This window comes from Citrobacter sp. Cb023 (assembly GCF_030336805.1).
GTDB lineage: Bacteria > Pseudomonadota > Gammaproteobacteria > Enterobacterales > Enterobacteriaceae > Citrobacter > Citrobacter braakii.
In genome coordinates this window covers 1205276-1220693 of sequence record NZ_JAOWCV010000038.1, presented here as the reverse complement: position 1 = coordinate 1220693, position 15418 = coordinate 1205276, and the positions used below count along the sequence as shown (strand labels likewise).

Below are 15418 nucleotides of genomic sequence, written 5' to 3'. Positions count from 1 at the left end.
GGTTTGCGAACGAAAATGATCACGCTGAAAACAGATAAAAAACGTCTGGCGCTTTTTATTGCTCTGGTCTGTGCCTCTTCATGGGCTGAAGCGGATGAGGCCATTGAATTTAATACCGACGTACTGGATGCCAGCGACAGGCACAATGTCGATTTGCAGCGTTTTTCCGAAGGCAACTTTGTGACTCCCGGAGAATATCTGCTGGATGTTCGTATTAACAGCCAGGAGATTCCACAGCAGTCGATCCGTTATATCGTCGATCCTGCCAACCCGCATAAATCCATGGCATGTCTGACCCCGCAACAACTCGAATTACTGGCGCTCAAAGAAGAAGCGCTGGCCTATATTCATCCGATTAGCGCGACCTGCTATGACATTTCCCGCCTGCCGGGTGTGGCGTTGAATAATAGCGCAGGCGTACTGGACATTATCGTGCCTCAGGCGTGGATGAAATATACCGATCCAGACTGGACGCCACCGGAGCGCTGGGATAACGGCGTCGCGGGGCTGATTTTTGACTACAGCGTCTCGGGCCAGGCCACACATTATGAACAGGGCGGCGATCGTTATCGCTCTCTGTCTGGCTATGGGCAGACAGGTTTTAACCTCGGCGCGTGGCGATTTCGTGGCCAGTATCAGGCCAATTACGCTTCGGATGATAATCGCGGCCGTATCGACTGGGATCAGATCTATGCCTATCGACCGTTGCCGATGCAGGCTGCAAAACTGACGGTCGGCGAAATCTACCTGAATTCTCAGGTTTTTGATTCGGTACGTTTCACCGGGGCTAACCTCGCCAGCGACGAGCGTATGTTGCCACCGAATTTGCAGGGCTACGCGCCTGAAGTGCACGGCATCGCCCGCAGCAATGCGAAGGTTACCGTCAGTCAGCAGGGCCGTGTTATCTATCAAACTACCGTTCCCGCAGGGCCATTTAATATTCAGGATCTGCACGGTTCGGTACGCGGCACGCTGGATGTTCGCGTCGAGGAGCAGGATGGCAGCGTACACACTTTTCAGGTCAATACGGCCGATATTCCTTATCTGACGCGCCCAGGCTATGTGCGCTACAACGCCGCGGTCGGGAAGCCATCGCGTTATAACCACGACGTTCAGGGGCCTGCGTTTTATAGCGGTGATTTTTCATGGGGGGTCAGCAATGCCTGGTCGCTGTACGGCGGCGCGCTGCTGACTGGCGATCGCTATAACGCCTGGTCGATGGGGATTGGGCGGGACTTGAGCTGGCTGGGGGCGCTGTCGGCTGATGCGACGCAATCCGTGAGTCGGGTAAAGCATCAGGCTGAACAAAAAGGCATGTCTTTTAAGCTCAGCTACGCCAAAACTTTTGATGAGTACAACAGCGCCATCACCTTTGCCGGTTACCGCTTCTCACAGCGTAACTTCCGCACTTTCTCGCAGTTTCTCGACGAGCAGTATGAAAATAACAACAGTGCCGGCAACGAAAAAGAGATGTACACCATCACCGGCAACAAAACCTTCTTTGCTGACGACCCACTATTAGCGACCACGCTGTACCTGACCTATACCCACCAGAACTATTGGGATCGCGGTTCCCAGGATCGTTACGGATTATCGATGGGGCACAGCTTTTCATTTGCTGGCATCCAGGGGATCAGCGCCAACGTTGCGGCTTACCGCTCGGAGTATCAGGGCAAACGAGACGACAGTCTTTCGCTTTCAATCTCGGTGCCATGGAGCGATGGCCGCTCTATGGATTACGAATTACAGAACAGCGGCAACCAGACCAGCCAGATGGTTTCGTATTCCGATAACCGCGACCGTAACAATCCGTGGCGTTTGCGCACAGGGGTTTCCGGTGAAGGGCGTACGGCGTTTGATGGCTATTACAAGCACCGCAGCATGATGGCGGAACTGGAATCTAACGTCAGCTGGCAGCAATCACGTTATTTCTCCGTTGGCGGCACGATGCGCGGCGGCTTTACCGCGACGCGTCACGGTGCGGCGCTGCACAACAGCCAGGCGTCGATGAATACCGCCAGAGTGATGGTTGATACCGACGGGGTGGCGAACGTGCCGCTGAACGGCGAACAGGCGCACTCAAACCGCTTCGGTATTGCCGTCGTACCGGACGTCGTTAGCTATCACAGCTTTGATACCCGTATCGATGTGGACGCAATGGACGAGGACATTTCCGCGACTAAAGCCATCGTGACCAACACCCTGACGGAAGGTGCGATTGGCTACCAGCATTTTGCCGTGGCGCAGGGGCAAAAAATGATGGCGCTGCTGCGCCTGAAGGATGGTTCGGTACCGCCGTTTGGCGCCGAAGTGTTTAACGCTAACGGCGTTAGCGTCGCCATGGTAATGGAAAACGGTATGGCCTGGATTGCGGGTGTGAATCCGGCTGAGCGTCTTTCCGTTGCCTGGGCTGGCCGTGCGCAGTGCCACTTACAGGTGCCACAACAAATCAACCCGGAAGGTAACGTGCTGTTGCCTTGTGAATAATTTCAATAACCTGAATGAATTTTGTCATGAATAATCAAGCTTTTTACTCCGTGCAGCGTTGGCTTAAACCCGTGGCCTGTGGCCTGCTTTTGATTGCAGAGATCAACACCTCATGGGCGGGTATTGCGCTCGACCGTACCCGCATGATCATCACTGGTGATGCGCGCTCAGTCAGTGCGAACTTAACCAATACCAGCCCGAGCATTCCGTTTCTGGCTCAGTCGTGGGTGGAAGATGCCAACGGAACAAAAATTACCTCGCCGCTGATGGTCTTACCGCCGCTGCAACGAATTAACGGCGGGCAAAAGGGAATTGCCCGCGTGACGAAAACCAGCGGGATCAACGCCCTGCCGCAGGATCGCGAGAGCTTGTTCTACCTGAACGTACGTGAAATTCCTCCTAAACCGGATAAGCCGAACGTGCTGCAACTGGCGATGCAGTCGCGCATCAAATTGTTCTACCGTCCGGCCGCCATTGTGCCGGAAACGCCGGGCGCAGTGTGGCAAAACCAACTGGTCTTTCACAAGCAGGGCCAGCGCTGGAGTGTGGATAACCCAACGCCTTACTTCGTCACCTTAATCGGCTTAAGCCGCAAGCCAGAAGCGCAGGGAGGCGGCAGATTGACCGACTTCCCCGGCGTTATGGTCTCACCAAAATCCTCTCTCGATTTCAGCGTCACGGACGGCAGCGTCAGCCAGTTCAGCATGATGTACGTGAACGATTTTGGCGGTCATCCCGAACTGAAATTCAGCTGCACAGGCAATGTATGTAAAGCATTGCCGATGGAGCAACAGCCCCGGTAACAGGAATCGTAAATGAAAAAGATGCTTTGCGCCCTGCTGATGGCGGGCATGGCCTGGCAGGTTCAGGCCACCAGCGGCCGCCAGGATATGAGCAACGTGTCCGGTGAGTATGGCAACGTCCGCTTTCACGGCCGGGTCTACGTGTCGCCGTGCGTGCTGGATATGGCCTCACGCGATCAGACCATCAATCTTGGTGATATTTCCGCCAGTCGGTTTCGCCAGGGCGGCGATCGCAGCGAACCGGTGTTGGTCACGCTGTACCTGAACGGCTGCTTAAAGGGCTCTGGTCATACCCTGAGGGATTTCCCCGGGCAGACCAGCGAAATGCCTGAGCTGGCGCGCAGCACGGTGGAACGTGGCGTTTCGATGACGCTGATGGCCGAAGGCGCGCCGGAAAACAGTGACCTGGGGCGTATTCGTGGTGATGTGCGCGGCGCGGGCATTCGGCTACTGACCGAGCGTAATCAGCTGATCCATCTGAACCAACCGCAACGTATGTGGATCCTCAAACCAGGCGATAACGCCATTCACTTTCTGGCCACGCTGGAATCTTTTGGGCCAGAGGTGACTGCCGGAGAATTTAACGGCCTGGTGAGACTTAAGCTGGAGTATCTATGAGCGTATTACGCAAAGCGCTGTTGTGGGTTGCCCTGGCTGGCTGTCCACTGGCCGGGCAGGCATTTACACAGGGGGAAGGTGAGCCGGAGGGCGGGTCGCCGCATCAGTACGATATCGAATTGAGCTCGCTGGATGTCAGTAAAAACCACGTGGGTGGCAGAACGGATCCGTTTACCTGGAATCTGGGCAGTTGGTATGTGGTGAATTTCTATTGCGAGCAGGCTGACATCTCCCGGTCGCCGATTTACTACACCACCACGACTACGATGCCGCCTTCAAATCAGGGGGCGAACCGTTTTCGGCTAAATGAGTATCTGGATGTGGAAGTGCAGGTGTGGGTTGCCGGGGGCTATAAACAGTATGTTCAGGCGCCTTTTACCAACGTTTCAAACCGCAACAGCAATAACACTTGCAAAAAGCGCAAGGGCTACACGCGCGCCACTAACGTTGAAAGTGGTTCAAAAGGGAAAGTGACGTTTATTGTCACTAAACCCATTATCAACGGCATCAATATCACTTCCCAATCGCTGGTGGAGGTAGCCGGGCGCATGGGGAGCGCGGGACCTACGCCCACTACGGCGATTTCCCGTGTGGTGATTAAATCCGGGCTGATTACCGTACCGGACAAATGCACCTTCAACCGGGGAGACAAAATCAGTATTGAGTTTGGCGATCTGCCAGGATCCGCTGCCCGGCTCAATGGCACTAACTACAGCAAGTCGATCCCCATTCATGTTGTTTGTGAAGGCGGCAGCTTCGATCAGGGCGCGCTGAACATTAATCTTGGCGTACAAACTACCACGGCGTCAGGCACTGCGGGGTTCAACGATCATCTCCTCGGCACGCTGAGCGGCGGACAAAAGCGCGACGATCTCGGCATTATGCTTAAAGACGAGAGCGGTGGCACCGTCGTGCCCAATCAATTCTATAACGTGAAAGGTTTTTACCAGAATCAGGGCGACTGGAATCTCACCGCTGCACCGGTGGCAAAGCCGGGCGTGGGAAGCGTTAAGGAAGGTGAGTTTGAAGCCTCTGCCACCGTTGTTGCGCAGTTTCAGTAGGGGGATGCCATGAGATTTTCGGCGTTATTCGCGATCGGCGTGTTACTGCTTGGCGGCATGGCGCAGGCCGACACCAAACTGGTCGGCGGCGATATGTATTTTCACGGCACTATCAGAGCGCTGGCCTGCAGCCTGGCACCTGGAGGCGACAAAATCGAGGTCGATTTCGGGCAAATCGCAACGCAGGATCTCTATCTTTCGGGGCGCAGTAAGCCGGAAAAATTCAGCATTCAGCTACGCGACTGCAACCCCGAGGTCTTTCGCGGGATCTCGGTCACTTTCAGTGGTAGTGAGGATGCTGAACTGGACGATCATCTGGCGCTGGATAGCAGTGAACAGGGTGGCGCGACAGGGATCGGTATTGGGATGAGCGAAGAGGACGGCACGGCAATTCGCCTTGATGAGAGCACGTCAGTCAAAGAGATAACTGCAGGCTCGATGACGCTAAATTTTTGGGCGTGGGTCGCAGCAGAGCCGTCGGCGATAAAAAATCAGTCTCTCGAATACGGTCCGTTCAGCGCCAGCGGAACCTGGACACTGAACTACCAGTAGCATGATGAACGCACTGAATCGTATTGCCCCGCTGCCTGCGCAGAAATTATTGCTCGTTATTAGTCTGTTTTTCTGGTGTGGGGGAATGCATCTCTACTGGCCGAATAACGGCGGCAGCGGTCTGTCGTTGCCGCTTAATATTACGAGCTGGATTTATGCCGTTGTGCTGGCTGCAAGCGCATCAGTGCTGGTTCCTCGTCAAGACTGGCGCATCACTGTCCCTGCCACGGTTTTTTCGATGGGGGCGCTCATCCTGACGCTGCTTTGTCTGCTGACGCCTGGCGTCTGGCAGTTCGAGGCGCAACTGGTCGCAGGGGCGCTGCTGGGAGGCGTGCTCGTCTATCTGGTGACATTACAGATTCCGCTTGCGGCAAACACCCTGACGGTACTGCTGACCCTGCTATGGGGCGCGTGCGTCATCGAATGTCTGGCGTTTTTGTATCAGTACTGGCATTTGCCGGGTGTTGATTACTGGGAGTTTGCCTGGCGACGCGGTACGCGGCCCTACGGTATTTTTCAGCAGGTCAATCTGATGGCCAGCTTCACTGCATCTGGTGTGCTGCTGTCAGCTCCGCTCTTTGTACGGCTACGCGACAGATATCGAATTGTCATCGGGATTGCCCTGGTGATGATGGGCTTTGTGCTGCATGAATCCCAGTCGCAAACCGGCTATGTGTCTGTGGTGGTAGGTGAAGTCTTGCTGCTGGTGGTTTTCCCGGCGCAACGCCGTATGTTGTTGCTACTTCTGCTGCCGCTGGCGTTAGGCATGGTGGCGGGCACGCTCGCTCGCCATTTTTTGTCCGTTGCTACAGTCGATCACCTGACCACTTCCCAGGTGCGCTGGACGGTGCTTAAAACGTCACTGGCATTATTTGCCGAACGCCCGTGGACGGGGTGGGGCGTGGGCAGTTTTGCCGCCGTGTTTCTCGAACGCGCGGGGCCGTTGGGGCTGAGCAGCATCTCGCATCCGCACAATGAACTGGTGCTGTGGCTGGTGGAGGGCGGCCTGGTGGGGTTGGCGGGGGCGCTGTGCTTTATTACGGGAGGCTTCTGGCTGTGGATGCACGGAAATCGCTGGCGTCGCGCTTGTCTGGTGGCGGCGCTGCCGGTGGTTATTCATATGTTGACGGAATACCCCGTCAGGCAGTCAACACCACACTGGTTACTGCTGATCCTGCTGCTTCGTTGTGCAGATAGCCCGCTAAAAGTGGCTCGCCTGACGCTTACGTCGACGTCGCTGATTCGTGCGCTGGCATTGATCTCGTTTTTAACCTTCACGCCATTGTTGCTTCTCTCACTGCACACGCAACAGCAGTTGACGCTGGCGGAGCGACAGTCAGCGCAGTGGCGTCTGGCCGAGTCGCTCCCGGTAGGAGGCTGGCTCCTTGCCCCTCGCTACCGGTTTGATGTTCAGATGGGGTATCTGCAACGGTATCAGCGTACCCGGGATGCTCGCTGGCTGGAAGCGGTTCGCCGTTGGGCGCCTGACTATGTGCGTGTTCACCCAGACCCGAATGTCTCCTTCACGCAAATCTTGCTGGCGTTACAGCAGCGCGACCTACCTGAGGCGCATCGTCTGGCGACGCGCTTTTACCTGACATACCCGAACGATCGCCGTATCCCGTGGCTGCAGGATGCACGACGTCCTTTCAATCAAAAAATGGAATGATATGAACAGATTCAGCGAACAGACCCGCCATGTGCCAGAGCTTCCCCGCAACGCCGAGCTGCTGCGGATCACCGGGATCCGTTTGCAGCGCATCCATTTTTTTGATGATGCATCGCTGGATGTCTGTGAGGTGTTAAGTCAGGTACGCACGCCGCTACCGCTCGATCTTTTTTTCAAGCACCTTTCCATCACCGCAAAACAGCAGCTATTTCTGTGGCAAATGCGGCAGGTACTGGCACTCTCAGGAAGTTATTCGCTGAATTTATCCGTCAGGATGCTGACCTGTCTGTCGTGGATTGCGCAGCTCGCCCGGCAGGCGCATCAGGGGCGGATTGTTATCGAAATACAGGATCCTGGCACCATGATGCGACTGGAAAAGGCAGAACAGCAGGCCGTATGCATTGCCGTTAAAACCCTGGTGCGTCACGGGTTTCGCGTGTGGCTGGATGATGTTTCGCCTGAGCTATTTTTTGTTTGGCGACTGTCTGGCATCCGTTTCGATGCCATCAAAATTGAAAGCGGAATGTTTCATCAGTTCAGGACGTCGGATTGGCAGTTAAGGGTACTGGTCAATCAATTTCGCGGGCTGGGAGAACGGGTTGTGATCGAGGGGGTGGAAACGCCGCAGGATTACGCCATTTGCCGTATGAGCGGCGCAGATGCTGTGCAGGGATTTTTGTTCGAGCAGGAAGTATTACCGAAAGGCCTGAATCATTGCTGATTCAGGCCATGGTCATTATTCGCTCAGCGTCTGTGCGATATCTTTTTGCACCTGCTGGCGCTGTTCTGGGGTCAGTACTTTGTTCAGGTCGAAATAGTATTTCACGCGGTAATAACGCGCCTGCTGTTCGATATTGCTGAAGGCGGAAAGCTGTTTTTTGACGGCGGCTTCATCCCATTTCCCGGACTTGATGACGTCAATCAACGCGCCGTCTTTAACATCCTTCACCGATATCTGGCTAACGTTGGTTTCAAGCTGCTGGTGCAGCTTTTTAATCTGCGCAACCTGGTCAGTGCTCAGTTTAAGGTGCTGAACTACCGGGTCCTGAGCTGGTGCGGGTACATTGGATACGTTTGCTGCAAGCGTGCTAAAAGAAGCGCCAGCCACGGTTGCCGCCAGCAAAGCCATGCGTACGAAGTTCTTCATTTCGGGATCCTGATAAGGGAATTATTAACATTGTCTGTCACTCGCTGGAGACGAGTGATTATCCTTTGCAGAATACGATGCCCGAAGCACGTCGCCACGCGAATTTGTTTTGCGGTTGGTTACGGAGTGAAACAATCCCGCTACGCAAAACGTTGTGCAGCGGGAAGAAGGCGATATCTACAGCGTGAACGGGTCAGCGTCCTGCCAGGCGGGGAACTTCTCGCGGTACTCGCGCAGCGCCGAGAGTGACAGTTCAGCGTCAATGCGCGTAGCCTGATGTGGCTCGGCGGTGGCAATAATCTCACCCTGTGGATTAATCACCCGGCTGTCACCGCGATAATGATGGCCGTTACCGTCAGTACCCACGCGGTTACATCCTGCTACATAAGCTTGGTTCTCAATTGCCCGCGCGGTGAGCAGAACCTGCCAGTGTAGCGAACGCGGCGCCGGCCAGTTGGCGACATACAATGCCAGGTCGTAATCGTTGCGGTTGCGCGACCATACCGGAAAACGCAGGTCATAACAGACCAACGGCAGAATGCGCCAGCCGCGCCATTCAAAAATAACCCGCGCGTCACCCGCCTGATAATGTTGATGTTCATCCGCCATGCGGAACAGGTGGCGCTTGTCATAGAAATGGACATTACCTTCGGGTTCGACCAGCAAAAAGCGGTTTACCGGGCCACGTTCAGACAAGAGAGCGGCGCTGCCTGCTATAAGGGCGTTCGTCTGTTGCGCCTTAGTGCGCATCCAACTGACAACCTCTTCCTGCGGCAGCGATTTGCTTGCCGCTTCCATGGCAAATCCGCTGGTAAACATTTCAGGTAACACAATGACATCACGTCCGGTGACGGTTTCCAGTTGGCGGTCGAAATGGCGCAGGTTGGCCGGGCCATCCATCCAGATCAGCGGTTGTTGCAGCAGAGTAATTTTCAAACCGGGCACGATCGAGGCTCCTCATTGAACAACATTTTGACACTGTAGCATGAGCTCTAACTGAAATGTGGCAATAAAAAGCCCCGCATTAAGCGGGGCTAAACGTTGTGCGTGTGTCGTTACGCGGCTTCGACTTTACGCACTTTCTCTGGCAGCTTTACCGGCTGAGTCGCCAGCACCTCGGGTTCAAAGTCATCCACGTTGATGCTACGCAGACGACTCACTTCGGCTTTCACCAGAATTGCGGCTTCGTCTTTATCAATCAGCCCTTTAGCCAGCGCATTGTGCGCCAGTTCATCCAGGCGGGTAAACGGCAGGTTTTTACCCAGCTCTTTGCAGATCCGCTGGTGGATAGGGTCGGCTGCAATCACATCCAGCAAAGCCTCTTCCAGCAAACCTACCGGGTTATGCTCGCTCGGCGTCAGGTATTGACCGCGGCCAAGGCGAGAACGAGTGGCGCTCGGAACCTGCAGAATCTTCGCGACTTTATGATCCAGCTTGTCAGACGGTGCATGGTAGTGGCGACCGGTAGGGAAGATAACCACATTCAGCAGGCCCGCGACCAGTCGGTTCGGGAAGTTTTTCAGCAGGTCGTCCATCGCCTGTTCCGCTTTGTACAACGCATCCTGAACACCCCAGTGAACCAACGGCAGGTCTGCTTCATTACGGCCTTCATCGTCATAACGCTTCAGTACCGCAGAGGCCAGATACAGCTGACTTAATACATCGCCCAGACGCGCGGAGATACGTTCACGGCGCTTCAGGCTACCGCCCAGTACGGCCATGGAGACATCCGAAAGCAGTGCCAGGTTAGCACTCAGACGGTTCAGATGCTGGTAGTAACGTTTGGTCGCATCGCCGGTTGGCGTGCTGCTGGTTAAGCCGCGCGTCAGGCCCAGCCAGAAGCTGCGCACTTTGTTACTACCGACGTGGCCGATGTGTTTGAACAGCAGCTTGTCGAACGCATTCACATCGTTACTCTGTGCCGCAGCCATCTCTTCCAGAACGTACGGATGGCAGCGAATCGCCCCCTGACCGAAGATCATCATGCTCCGGGTCAGAATGTTGGCACCTTCAACGGTAATGGCGATAGGCGCGCCCTGATAAGCACGGGCGAGGAAGTTGCTTTCGCCAAGCATAATGCCTTTACCGCCAGTAATATCCATTGCATCGATAATTGACTGCTGTCCACGGTGGGTACAGTGATACTTCACGATGGCCGACAGCACCGCCGGTTTTTCACCCAGCATAATACCGTAGGTAATCAGCGACGCCGCTGCATCCATCACGTACGCGTTACCCGCAATACGTGCCAACGGCTCTTCAATACCTTCCATCTTACCGATAGAGATTTTGAACTGGCGACGAATGTGCGCATACGCGCCGGTTGCCATTGCCACCGATTTCACGCCGCCCGTCGAGTTAGACGGCAGGGTAATACCGCGTCCCACGGACAGACATTCCACCAGCATGCGCCAGCCCTGACCGGCCATTTTTGGGCCACCGATGATGTAATCAATCGGCACGAAGACATCTTTACCCAGCGTCGGACCGTTCTGGAACGGCACGTTCAGCGGGAAGTGTCGACGCCCAATTTGTACGCCTGGGGTTGACGTTGGGATCAGCGCACAGGTAATGCCAAGATCTTCTTCACCACCCAGCAGTTTTTCCGGGTCGGAGAGTTTAAATGCCAGACCCAGTACGGTAGCGATAGGCGCCAGAGTGATATAACGCTTATTCCAGGTCAGGCGCATACCCAGCACCTGCTGGCCCTGCCAGTCGCCCATACAAACCACGCCGGTATCAGGGATCGCGCCTGCGTCGGAACCCGCTTCCGGGCTGGTCAGAGCAAAGCAGGGGATCTCCTGACCACGTGCCAGACGCGGCAGGTAATGATTCTTCTGCTCTTCGGTGCCGTAATGCTGCAGCAGTTCGCCAGGGCCTAAGGAGTTAGGTACGCCAACGGTGATCGCCAGGATCCCGGAAACGCCGGAGAGTTTCTGCAGAACGCGAGCCTGAGCATACGCGGAAAATTCCAGCCCGCCGTACTCTTTCTTAATGATCATCGCGAAGAAGCGGTGCTCTTTCAGATACGCCCACAGTTCCGGCGGCAGATCCGCGAGTTCATGGGTGATCTGGAAGTCGTTCGCCATGCGGCAGGCTTCTTCCACCGGGCCGTCAATAAACGCTTGTTCTTCAGCTGTCAGATGCGGCTGAGGATAGTTATGCAGTTTTTTCCAGTCTGGCTTGCCCTGGAACAGGTCGCCTTCCCACCAGGTTGTACCGGCATCAATCGCCTCTTTCTCAGTACGCGACATCGGCGGCATGACTTTACGGAAACCGCGGAACACTGGCGCAGAGATCATGGATTTGCGCATTGGCGTAAAGTTAAACGGTACGAGGAGAATGGCCAGAGGAACCAGCAGCCAGATTGACCACAGGCCAACCACGCCAAGCGCAGCTGTCCAGGCGAGCAAAATTAAGCTGCTGAGGAATAAGCTCACGCGGTGATAAAACAGAACGCTGAGCAGAACAACCGTAGCGATAATACTCAAAATCATCATAACGAAAAGCTCCCTTGCTTGTAGGAGGTCTGACCACTTGTGATGATATGGTTGTAGTGGATGTAAATTCTTTTAGCAATGTGTTTACAAAATAATTACAACAAAGCTCACATTGTTGCTGTTTTAACCGGCACAAAAAATCAAAAGCCGCAGCCATTCCTGTGGCTTGTACTTCTCGCTGGTAGCGCTATCCGGTACACTGCATCTTGTCATTTACATTCATGCTGAAGGATATCCTCATGTACCAGGATCTTATTCGTAACGAACTGAGCGAAGCGGCGGAAACGCTGGCTAATTTTCTTAAAGATGACGCCAATATTCACGCCATTCAGCGCGCGGCGGTCCTGTTGGCAGACAGCTTTAAAGCTGGCGGTAAGGTACTTTCTTGCGGTAACGGCGGTTCCCATTGCGACGCGATGCACTTCGCCGAAGAGCTGACCGGACGTTATCGCGAAAACCGCCCAGGCTACCCGGCGATCGCTATCTCTGATGTCAGCCATATCTCCTGCGTCAGCAACGATTTCGGTTACGATTATGTCTTCTCCCGCTACGTTGAAGCCGTGGGTCGCGAAGGCGATGTCCTGTTAGGCATCTCTACTTCAGGGAATTCCGCTAACGTGATTAAAGCGATTGCCGCAGCGCGCGAGAAAGGGATGAAAGTCATCACCCTGACTGGTAAAGATGGCGGCAAAATGGCGGGCAGCGCGGATATCGAAATTCGCGTGCCGCACTTTGGCTATGCTGACCGCATTCAGGAAATTCATATCAAAGTGATCCATATCCTGATCCAGTTGATCGAAAAAGAGATGGTGAAGTAAGAAGGCTATTTTATTTGCCATTTTGAATCCGGGCAGTGCCCGAAATCCTCACGTACTACGTGTACGCTCCGGTTTCTGCGCGCTGTCCGAATCTAAACTGGCTGCAACAATTACGCCTTCCCGCTTAAAGGCGTTTGTGGAGGTGATGTATGTGCGAACTGCTCGGGATGAGCGCCAATGTGCCAACCGATATCTGCTTTAGCTTCACCGGGCTGGTTCAGCGCGGCGGAGGTACCGGGCCGCACAAAGACGGCTGGGGTATTACGTTTTATGAAGGTAAGGGCTGCCGTACGTTTAAAGATCCGCAACCCAGCTTTAATTCGCCTATCGCCAAACTGGTACAAGACTATCCCATCAAATCCTGTTCCGTGATTGCCCATATTCGTCAGGCGAATCGTGGCGAAGTGGCATTGGAAAACACCCATCCATTTACGCGTGAACTGTGGGGACGTAACTGGACGTACGCTCATAACGGACAGCTCAGCGGCTATAAATCGCTGGAAACCGGTAATTTCCGCCCGGTCGGGGAAACCGACAGCGAAAAAGCTTTCTGCTGGCTGCTCCACAAGCTGACTGAACGGTATCCGCGTACGCCTGGCAATATGACGGCAGTGTTTAAATATATCGCTATGCTGGCAGGAGAATTGCGTGAGAAGGGCGTCTTCAACATGCTGTTGTCTGACGGGCGTTATGTGATGGCTTTCTGCTCGACCAACCTGTTTTGGATCACCCGTCGTGCGCCGTTTGGCGTGGCGACACTGCTGGATCAGGATGTGGAAATCGATTTTAGCTCAGAGACCACACCCAATGATGTGGTCACCGTGATTGCCACTCAGCCGCTAACCGGCAATGAAACTTGGCAAAAGATTATGCCAGGCGAGTGGGCGTTATTTTGTCTCGGGGAGCGTATAGTTTGATGCCAGCTGCGGCTGAACCACTTCGTGACTCAACGGCTTGCTGATAACGTAACGGCCATCGACGACGGAAACGGTCGGTGGCTTACGCGTTTGTTCAAAGTAATCGTAGCCAGGCTTTAGCTGCGCCCAGAATTCTTTGTAATACGAGAACTTATGGCGCTGCATGTTGGCATCGGTCATGCGGAATGGATAAATGCTAACCTGCACGCTGGACTGCCCAAACACCAGTGCGCCGGTGACAAACTGGAAAATCTCATCAATGCCGTTGTCGGTCATTGCGTAGCAGCCGACGGAAACGCAGGCGCCGTGGATCATCAGGTATTTACCTTCATAACCGTGTGCGCGGTCATAGGCGTTAGGGAAACCAATGTTAATCGCTTTATAAAAGCGGCTATCCGGTTTCAGCTGTCCGCGCTGTACGCTGTAAAACCCTTCCGGGCTTTTGAAATCGCCCTGACGCTGTTTCGGACCTAAGCCGCCGGAATAATTGCAGATCTTATAGCTGTCGAGCAATTGATACTGTTCGCCCATCTTGACGTACAGATCCAGCGTTCGCTCTTCTTTGAAGATCTGGATATAGACGGGGGAGCCCATTAATTGCTGCTTATATTCTTTGCTGACAGGCGTAGTCGGGCTGCTGCTGCTCAGCAAACCGGCAAATGAAACGCACGGCAATAAAAGCATCGCAAGAAAAAATGCGATTTTACGCATACTGCTTATTCCTTGATAAAACGATTACACACGCCAGGACGGCAAAAAGAGTTCCCAAATCGGATAAATCTGGATCTGGAGCGCTCACATTATCACCCAGAGAGTTTTTCGCAAGTCTCTCGTGCGGCGTTTACACTTTAGATTTTCTTTATACGGAAAATTGTGCTTAAAGGCAGTCAGACACTGACGTATTTTGCGGGTTAGCGCACGTCATTAAGTCTTCTGAGTGCAGAATTCCTAATATATTGAATTTAAAAAATTAATAATTTAATAATCGAATATTAAAATGGAATGCCCGGCAATAGCGGTAGACTGCGGCGAACGTGTTTGATTAGGTAGTGTTGTTTTCATGTCTTTTGCCTCTGCGCCCCGACGCTTTTTGCCGGGTCTGCTGTCTTTGTGTGTTGTGTTGTCCTCGCCGTCTGTCGCCAAAGTTCAGCCCCTCTTATCTGACGCCCATTTAAGCTATGCGGCGCAATTACGCATGCGTAACCGCGCCCGGCTGCTGAAGCAGTACCACGCGCAGGTAAAAAAGCAGGCAAGTTATGTGGTGGAAGGTAATGCGCAAAGTAAAAGCGCGCTGCGCCAGCAAAACAGGACGCTGATTAAACAGCACCCGGAGTGGTTCCCGGGGCCACTAAAAGCGAGCGATCAACGCTGGCAGGAGCTGGCTGAGAATGACCATTTTCTCAGTAGCGATCATCTGCACAACATAACCGAAGTGGCAATCCACCGTCTTGAGCAGCAGTTAGGTAAACCCTATTTGTGGGGCGGGACCAGCCCGGAACAAGGCTTTGACTGTAGCGGGCTGATCTTTTATGCCTACAACAAAATTCTGGCAGCAAAATTGCCACGTACGGCGAATGAAATGTATCACTATCGGCGGGCGACCATCGTCGCTAATCGCGACCTTCGTCGTGGTGATTTATTGTTCTTTCATATTCACAGTCGGGATATTGCCGATCATATGGGCGTCTATTTGGGGCAGGGACAATTTATTGAATCGCCGCGTACAGGAGAAACGATTCGTGTGAGCAATTTATCCGAAGACTTCTGGCAGGATCATTATCTCGGCGCTCGTCGTATTCTGACGGAAAATACCATTCTGTAATCAAAAAGGCGGTGCGAATGGCAC

The 15418-nt window shown here is 54.0% G+C and carries 14 protein-coding genes; 10 read left to right on the top strand and 4 right to left on the bottom strand.

The genetic code is table 11. The features are described from left to right. The first annotated feature begins 15 nt into the window (after positions 1 to 15). Genes OGW44_RS19565 through OGW44_RS19535 form a run of 7 tightly spaced genes read left to right on the top strand, consistent with a single transcriptional unit; the run spans position 16 to position 7911 of the window. Positions 16 to 2487, top strand: coding sequence for a fimbria/pilus outer membrane usher protein (locus OGW44_RS19565; protein ID WP_016155751.1), 2472 nt, complete (start codon positions 16 to 18; stop codon positions 2485 to 2487). Positions 2488 to 2513: 26 nt separating this feature from the next. Continuing rightward, complete coding sequence (locus OGW44_RS19560; RefSeq protein ID WP_046275745.1) at positions 2514 to 3290, top strand: fimbrial biogenesis chaperone; 777 nt, start codon at positions 2514 to 2516, stop codon at positions 3288 to 3290. A 12-nt stretch (positions 3291 to 3302) separates the two neighbouring features. After that, entirely contained in the window at positions 3303 to 3908 is a 606-nt protein-coding gene (locus OGW44_RS19555; RefSeq protein WP_185654201.1) for a fimbrial protein, read from the top strand. Continuing rightward, positions 3905 to 4969, top strand: a complete 1065-nt coding sequence (locus OGW44_RS19550) for a fimbrial protein (RefSeq protein WP_016155754.1) — start codon at positions 3905 to 3907, stop codon at positions 4967 to 4969. The genes OGW44_RS19555 and OGW44_RS19550 overlap by 4 nt, the downstream gene beginning before the upstream one ends. 9 nt (positions 4970 to 4978) lie before the next feature. Continuing rightward, positions 4979 to 5521 (top strand): fimbrial protein, encoded by a 543-nt coding sequence (locus tag OGW44_RS19545; RefSeq protein WP_016155755.1) that lies wholly within the window; start codon positions 4979 to 4981, stop codon positions 5519 to 5521. A gap of 1 nt (position 5522) precedes the next feature. Further along, entirely contained in the window at positions 5523 to 7190 is a 1668-nt protein-coding gene (locus OGW44_RS19540) for an O-antigen ligase family protein (RefSeq protein WP_185654202.1), read from the top strand. A 1-nt stretch (position 7191) separates the two neighbouring features. Then, on the top strand, positions 7192 to 7911 hold the full coding sequence (locus OGW44_RS19535; RefSeq protein ID WP_016155757.1) for an EAL domain-containing protein: 720 nt from the start codon (positions 7192 to 7194) through the stop codon (positions 7909 to 7911). A 15-nt stretch (positions 7912 to 7926) separates the two neighbouring features. Here the strand turns inward: OGW44_RS19535 and OGW44_RS19530 are convergent, their stop codons facing one another. The 3 genes from OGW44_RS19530 to fadE all read right to left on the bottom strand — a co-directional run bounded on the left by OGW44_RS19530 (position 7927) and on the right by fadE (position 11837). Further along, positions 7927 to 8337, bottom strand: coding sequence for a Spy/CpxP family protein refolding chaperone (locus OGW44_RS19530; RefSeq protein WP_181598568.1), 411 nt, complete (start codon positions 8335 to 8337; stop codon positions 7927 to 7929). Positions 8338 to 8514: 177 nt separating this feature from the next. Beyond that, positions 8515 to 9282, bottom strand: coding sequence for an amidohydrolase (locus OGW44_RS19525; protein ID WP_016151813.1), 768 nt, complete (start codon positions 9280 to 9282; stop codon positions 8515 to 8517). A 110-nt stretch (positions 9283 to 9392) separates the two neighbouring features. Further along, complete coding sequence (gene fadE / locus OGW44_RS19520) at positions 9393 to 11837, bottom strand: acyl-CoA dehydrogenase FadE (RefSeq protein ID WP_185654203.1); 2445 nt, start codon at positions 11835 to 11837, stop codon at positions 9393 to 9395. Between the two features lie 239 nt (positions 11838 to 12076). On the opposite strand from fadE, the gene lpcA reads away from it, so the two are divergent. Both lpcA and OGW44_RS19510 read left to right on the top strand, forming a co-directional pair. Continuing rightward, complete coding sequence (gene lpcA, locus OGW44_RS19515) at positions 12077 to 12655, top strand: D-sedoheptulose 7-phosphate isomerase (protein WP_016155760.1); 579 nt, start codon at positions 12077 to 12079, stop codon at positions 12653 to 12655. Positions 12656 to 12804: 149 nt separating this feature from the next. Next, entirely contained in the window at positions 12805 to 13572 is a 768-nt protein-coding gene (locus OGW44_RS19510) for a class II glutamine amidotransferase (protein WP_016151816.1), read from the top strand. Here the strand turns inward: OGW44_RS19510 and dpaA are convergent. Then, a complete protein-coding gene (gene dpaA / locus OGW44_RS19505) occupies positions 13543 to 14283 on the bottom strand; it encodes a peptidoglycan meso-diaminopimelic acid protein amidase (RefSeq protein WP_016151817.1) in 741 nt (246 codons plus the stop codon). The two genes, OGW44_RS19510 and dpaA, sit on opposite strands and share 30 nt — an antisense overlap. A 349-nt stretch (positions 14284 to 14632) precedes the next feature. On the opposite strand from dpaA, the gene OGW44_RS19500 reads away from it, so the two are divergent. Continuing rightward, the gene (locus tag OGW44_RS19500; RefSeq protein WP_169330346.1) at positions 14633 to 15394 is read left to right on the top strand and encodes a C40 family peptidase; all 762 of its coding nucleotides are present in this window, start codon (positions 14633 to 14635) and stop codon (positions 15392 to 15394) included. The last annotated feature ends 24 nt before the right edge of the window (positions 15395 to 15418 follow it).

Excerpts from the sequence above, each read along its gene's own strand:
- OGW44_RS19565 (WP_016155751.1), top strand. The coding sequence starts at position 16 with ATGATCACGCTGAAAACAGATAAAAAACGTCTGGCGCTTTTTATTGCT.
- OGW44_RS19560 (WP_046275745.1), top strand. The coding sequence starts at position 2,514 with ATGAATAATCAAGCTTTTTACTCCGTGCAGCGTTGGCTTAAACCCGTG.
- OGW44_RS19555 (WP_185654201.1), top strand. The coding sequence starts at position 3,303 with ATGAAAAAGATGCTTTGCGCCCTGCTGATGGCGGGCATGGCCTGGCAG.
- OGW44_RS19550 (WP_016155754.1), top strand. The coding sequence starts at position 3,905 with ATGAGCGTATTACGCAAAGCGCTGTTGTGGGTTGCCCTGGCTGGCTGT.
- OGW44_RS19545 (WP_016155755.1), top strand. The coding sequence starts at position 4,979 with ATGAGATTTTCGGCGTTATTCGCGATCGGCGTGTTACTGCTTGGCGGC.
- OGW44_RS19540 (WP_185654202.1), top strand. The coding sequence starts at position 5,523 with ATGATGAACGCACTGAATCGTATTGCCCCGCTGCCTGCGCAGAAATTA.
- OGW44_RS19535 (WP_016155757.1), top strand. The coding sequence starts at position 7,192 with ATGAACAGATTCAGCGAACAGACCCGCCATGTGCCAGAGCTTCCCCGC.
- OGW44_RS19530 (WP_181598568.1), bottom strand. The coding sequence starts at position 8,337 with ATGAAGAACTTCGTACGCATGGCTTTGCTGGCGGCAACCGTGGCTGGC.
- fadE (WP_185654203.1), bottom strand. The coding sequence starts at position 11,837 with ATGATGATTTTGAGTATTATCGCTACGGTTGTTCTGCTCAGCGTTCTG.
- lpcA (WP_016155760.1), top strand. The coding sequence starts at position 12,077 with ATGTACCAGGATCTTATTCGTAACGAACTGAGCGAAGCGGCGGAAACG.
- OGW44_RS19510 (WP_016151816.1), top strand. The coding sequence starts at position 12,805 with ATGTGCGAACTGCTCGGGATGAGCGCCAATGTGCCAACCGATATCTGC.
- dpaA (WP_016151817.1), bottom strand. The coding sequence starts at position 14,283 with ATGCGTAAAATCGCATTTTTTCTTGCGATGCTTTTATTGCCGTGCGTT.
- OGW44_RS19500 (WP_169330346.1), top strand. The coding sequence starts at position 14,633 with ATGTCTTTTGCCTCTGCGCCCCGACGCTTTTTGCCGGGTCTGCTGTCT.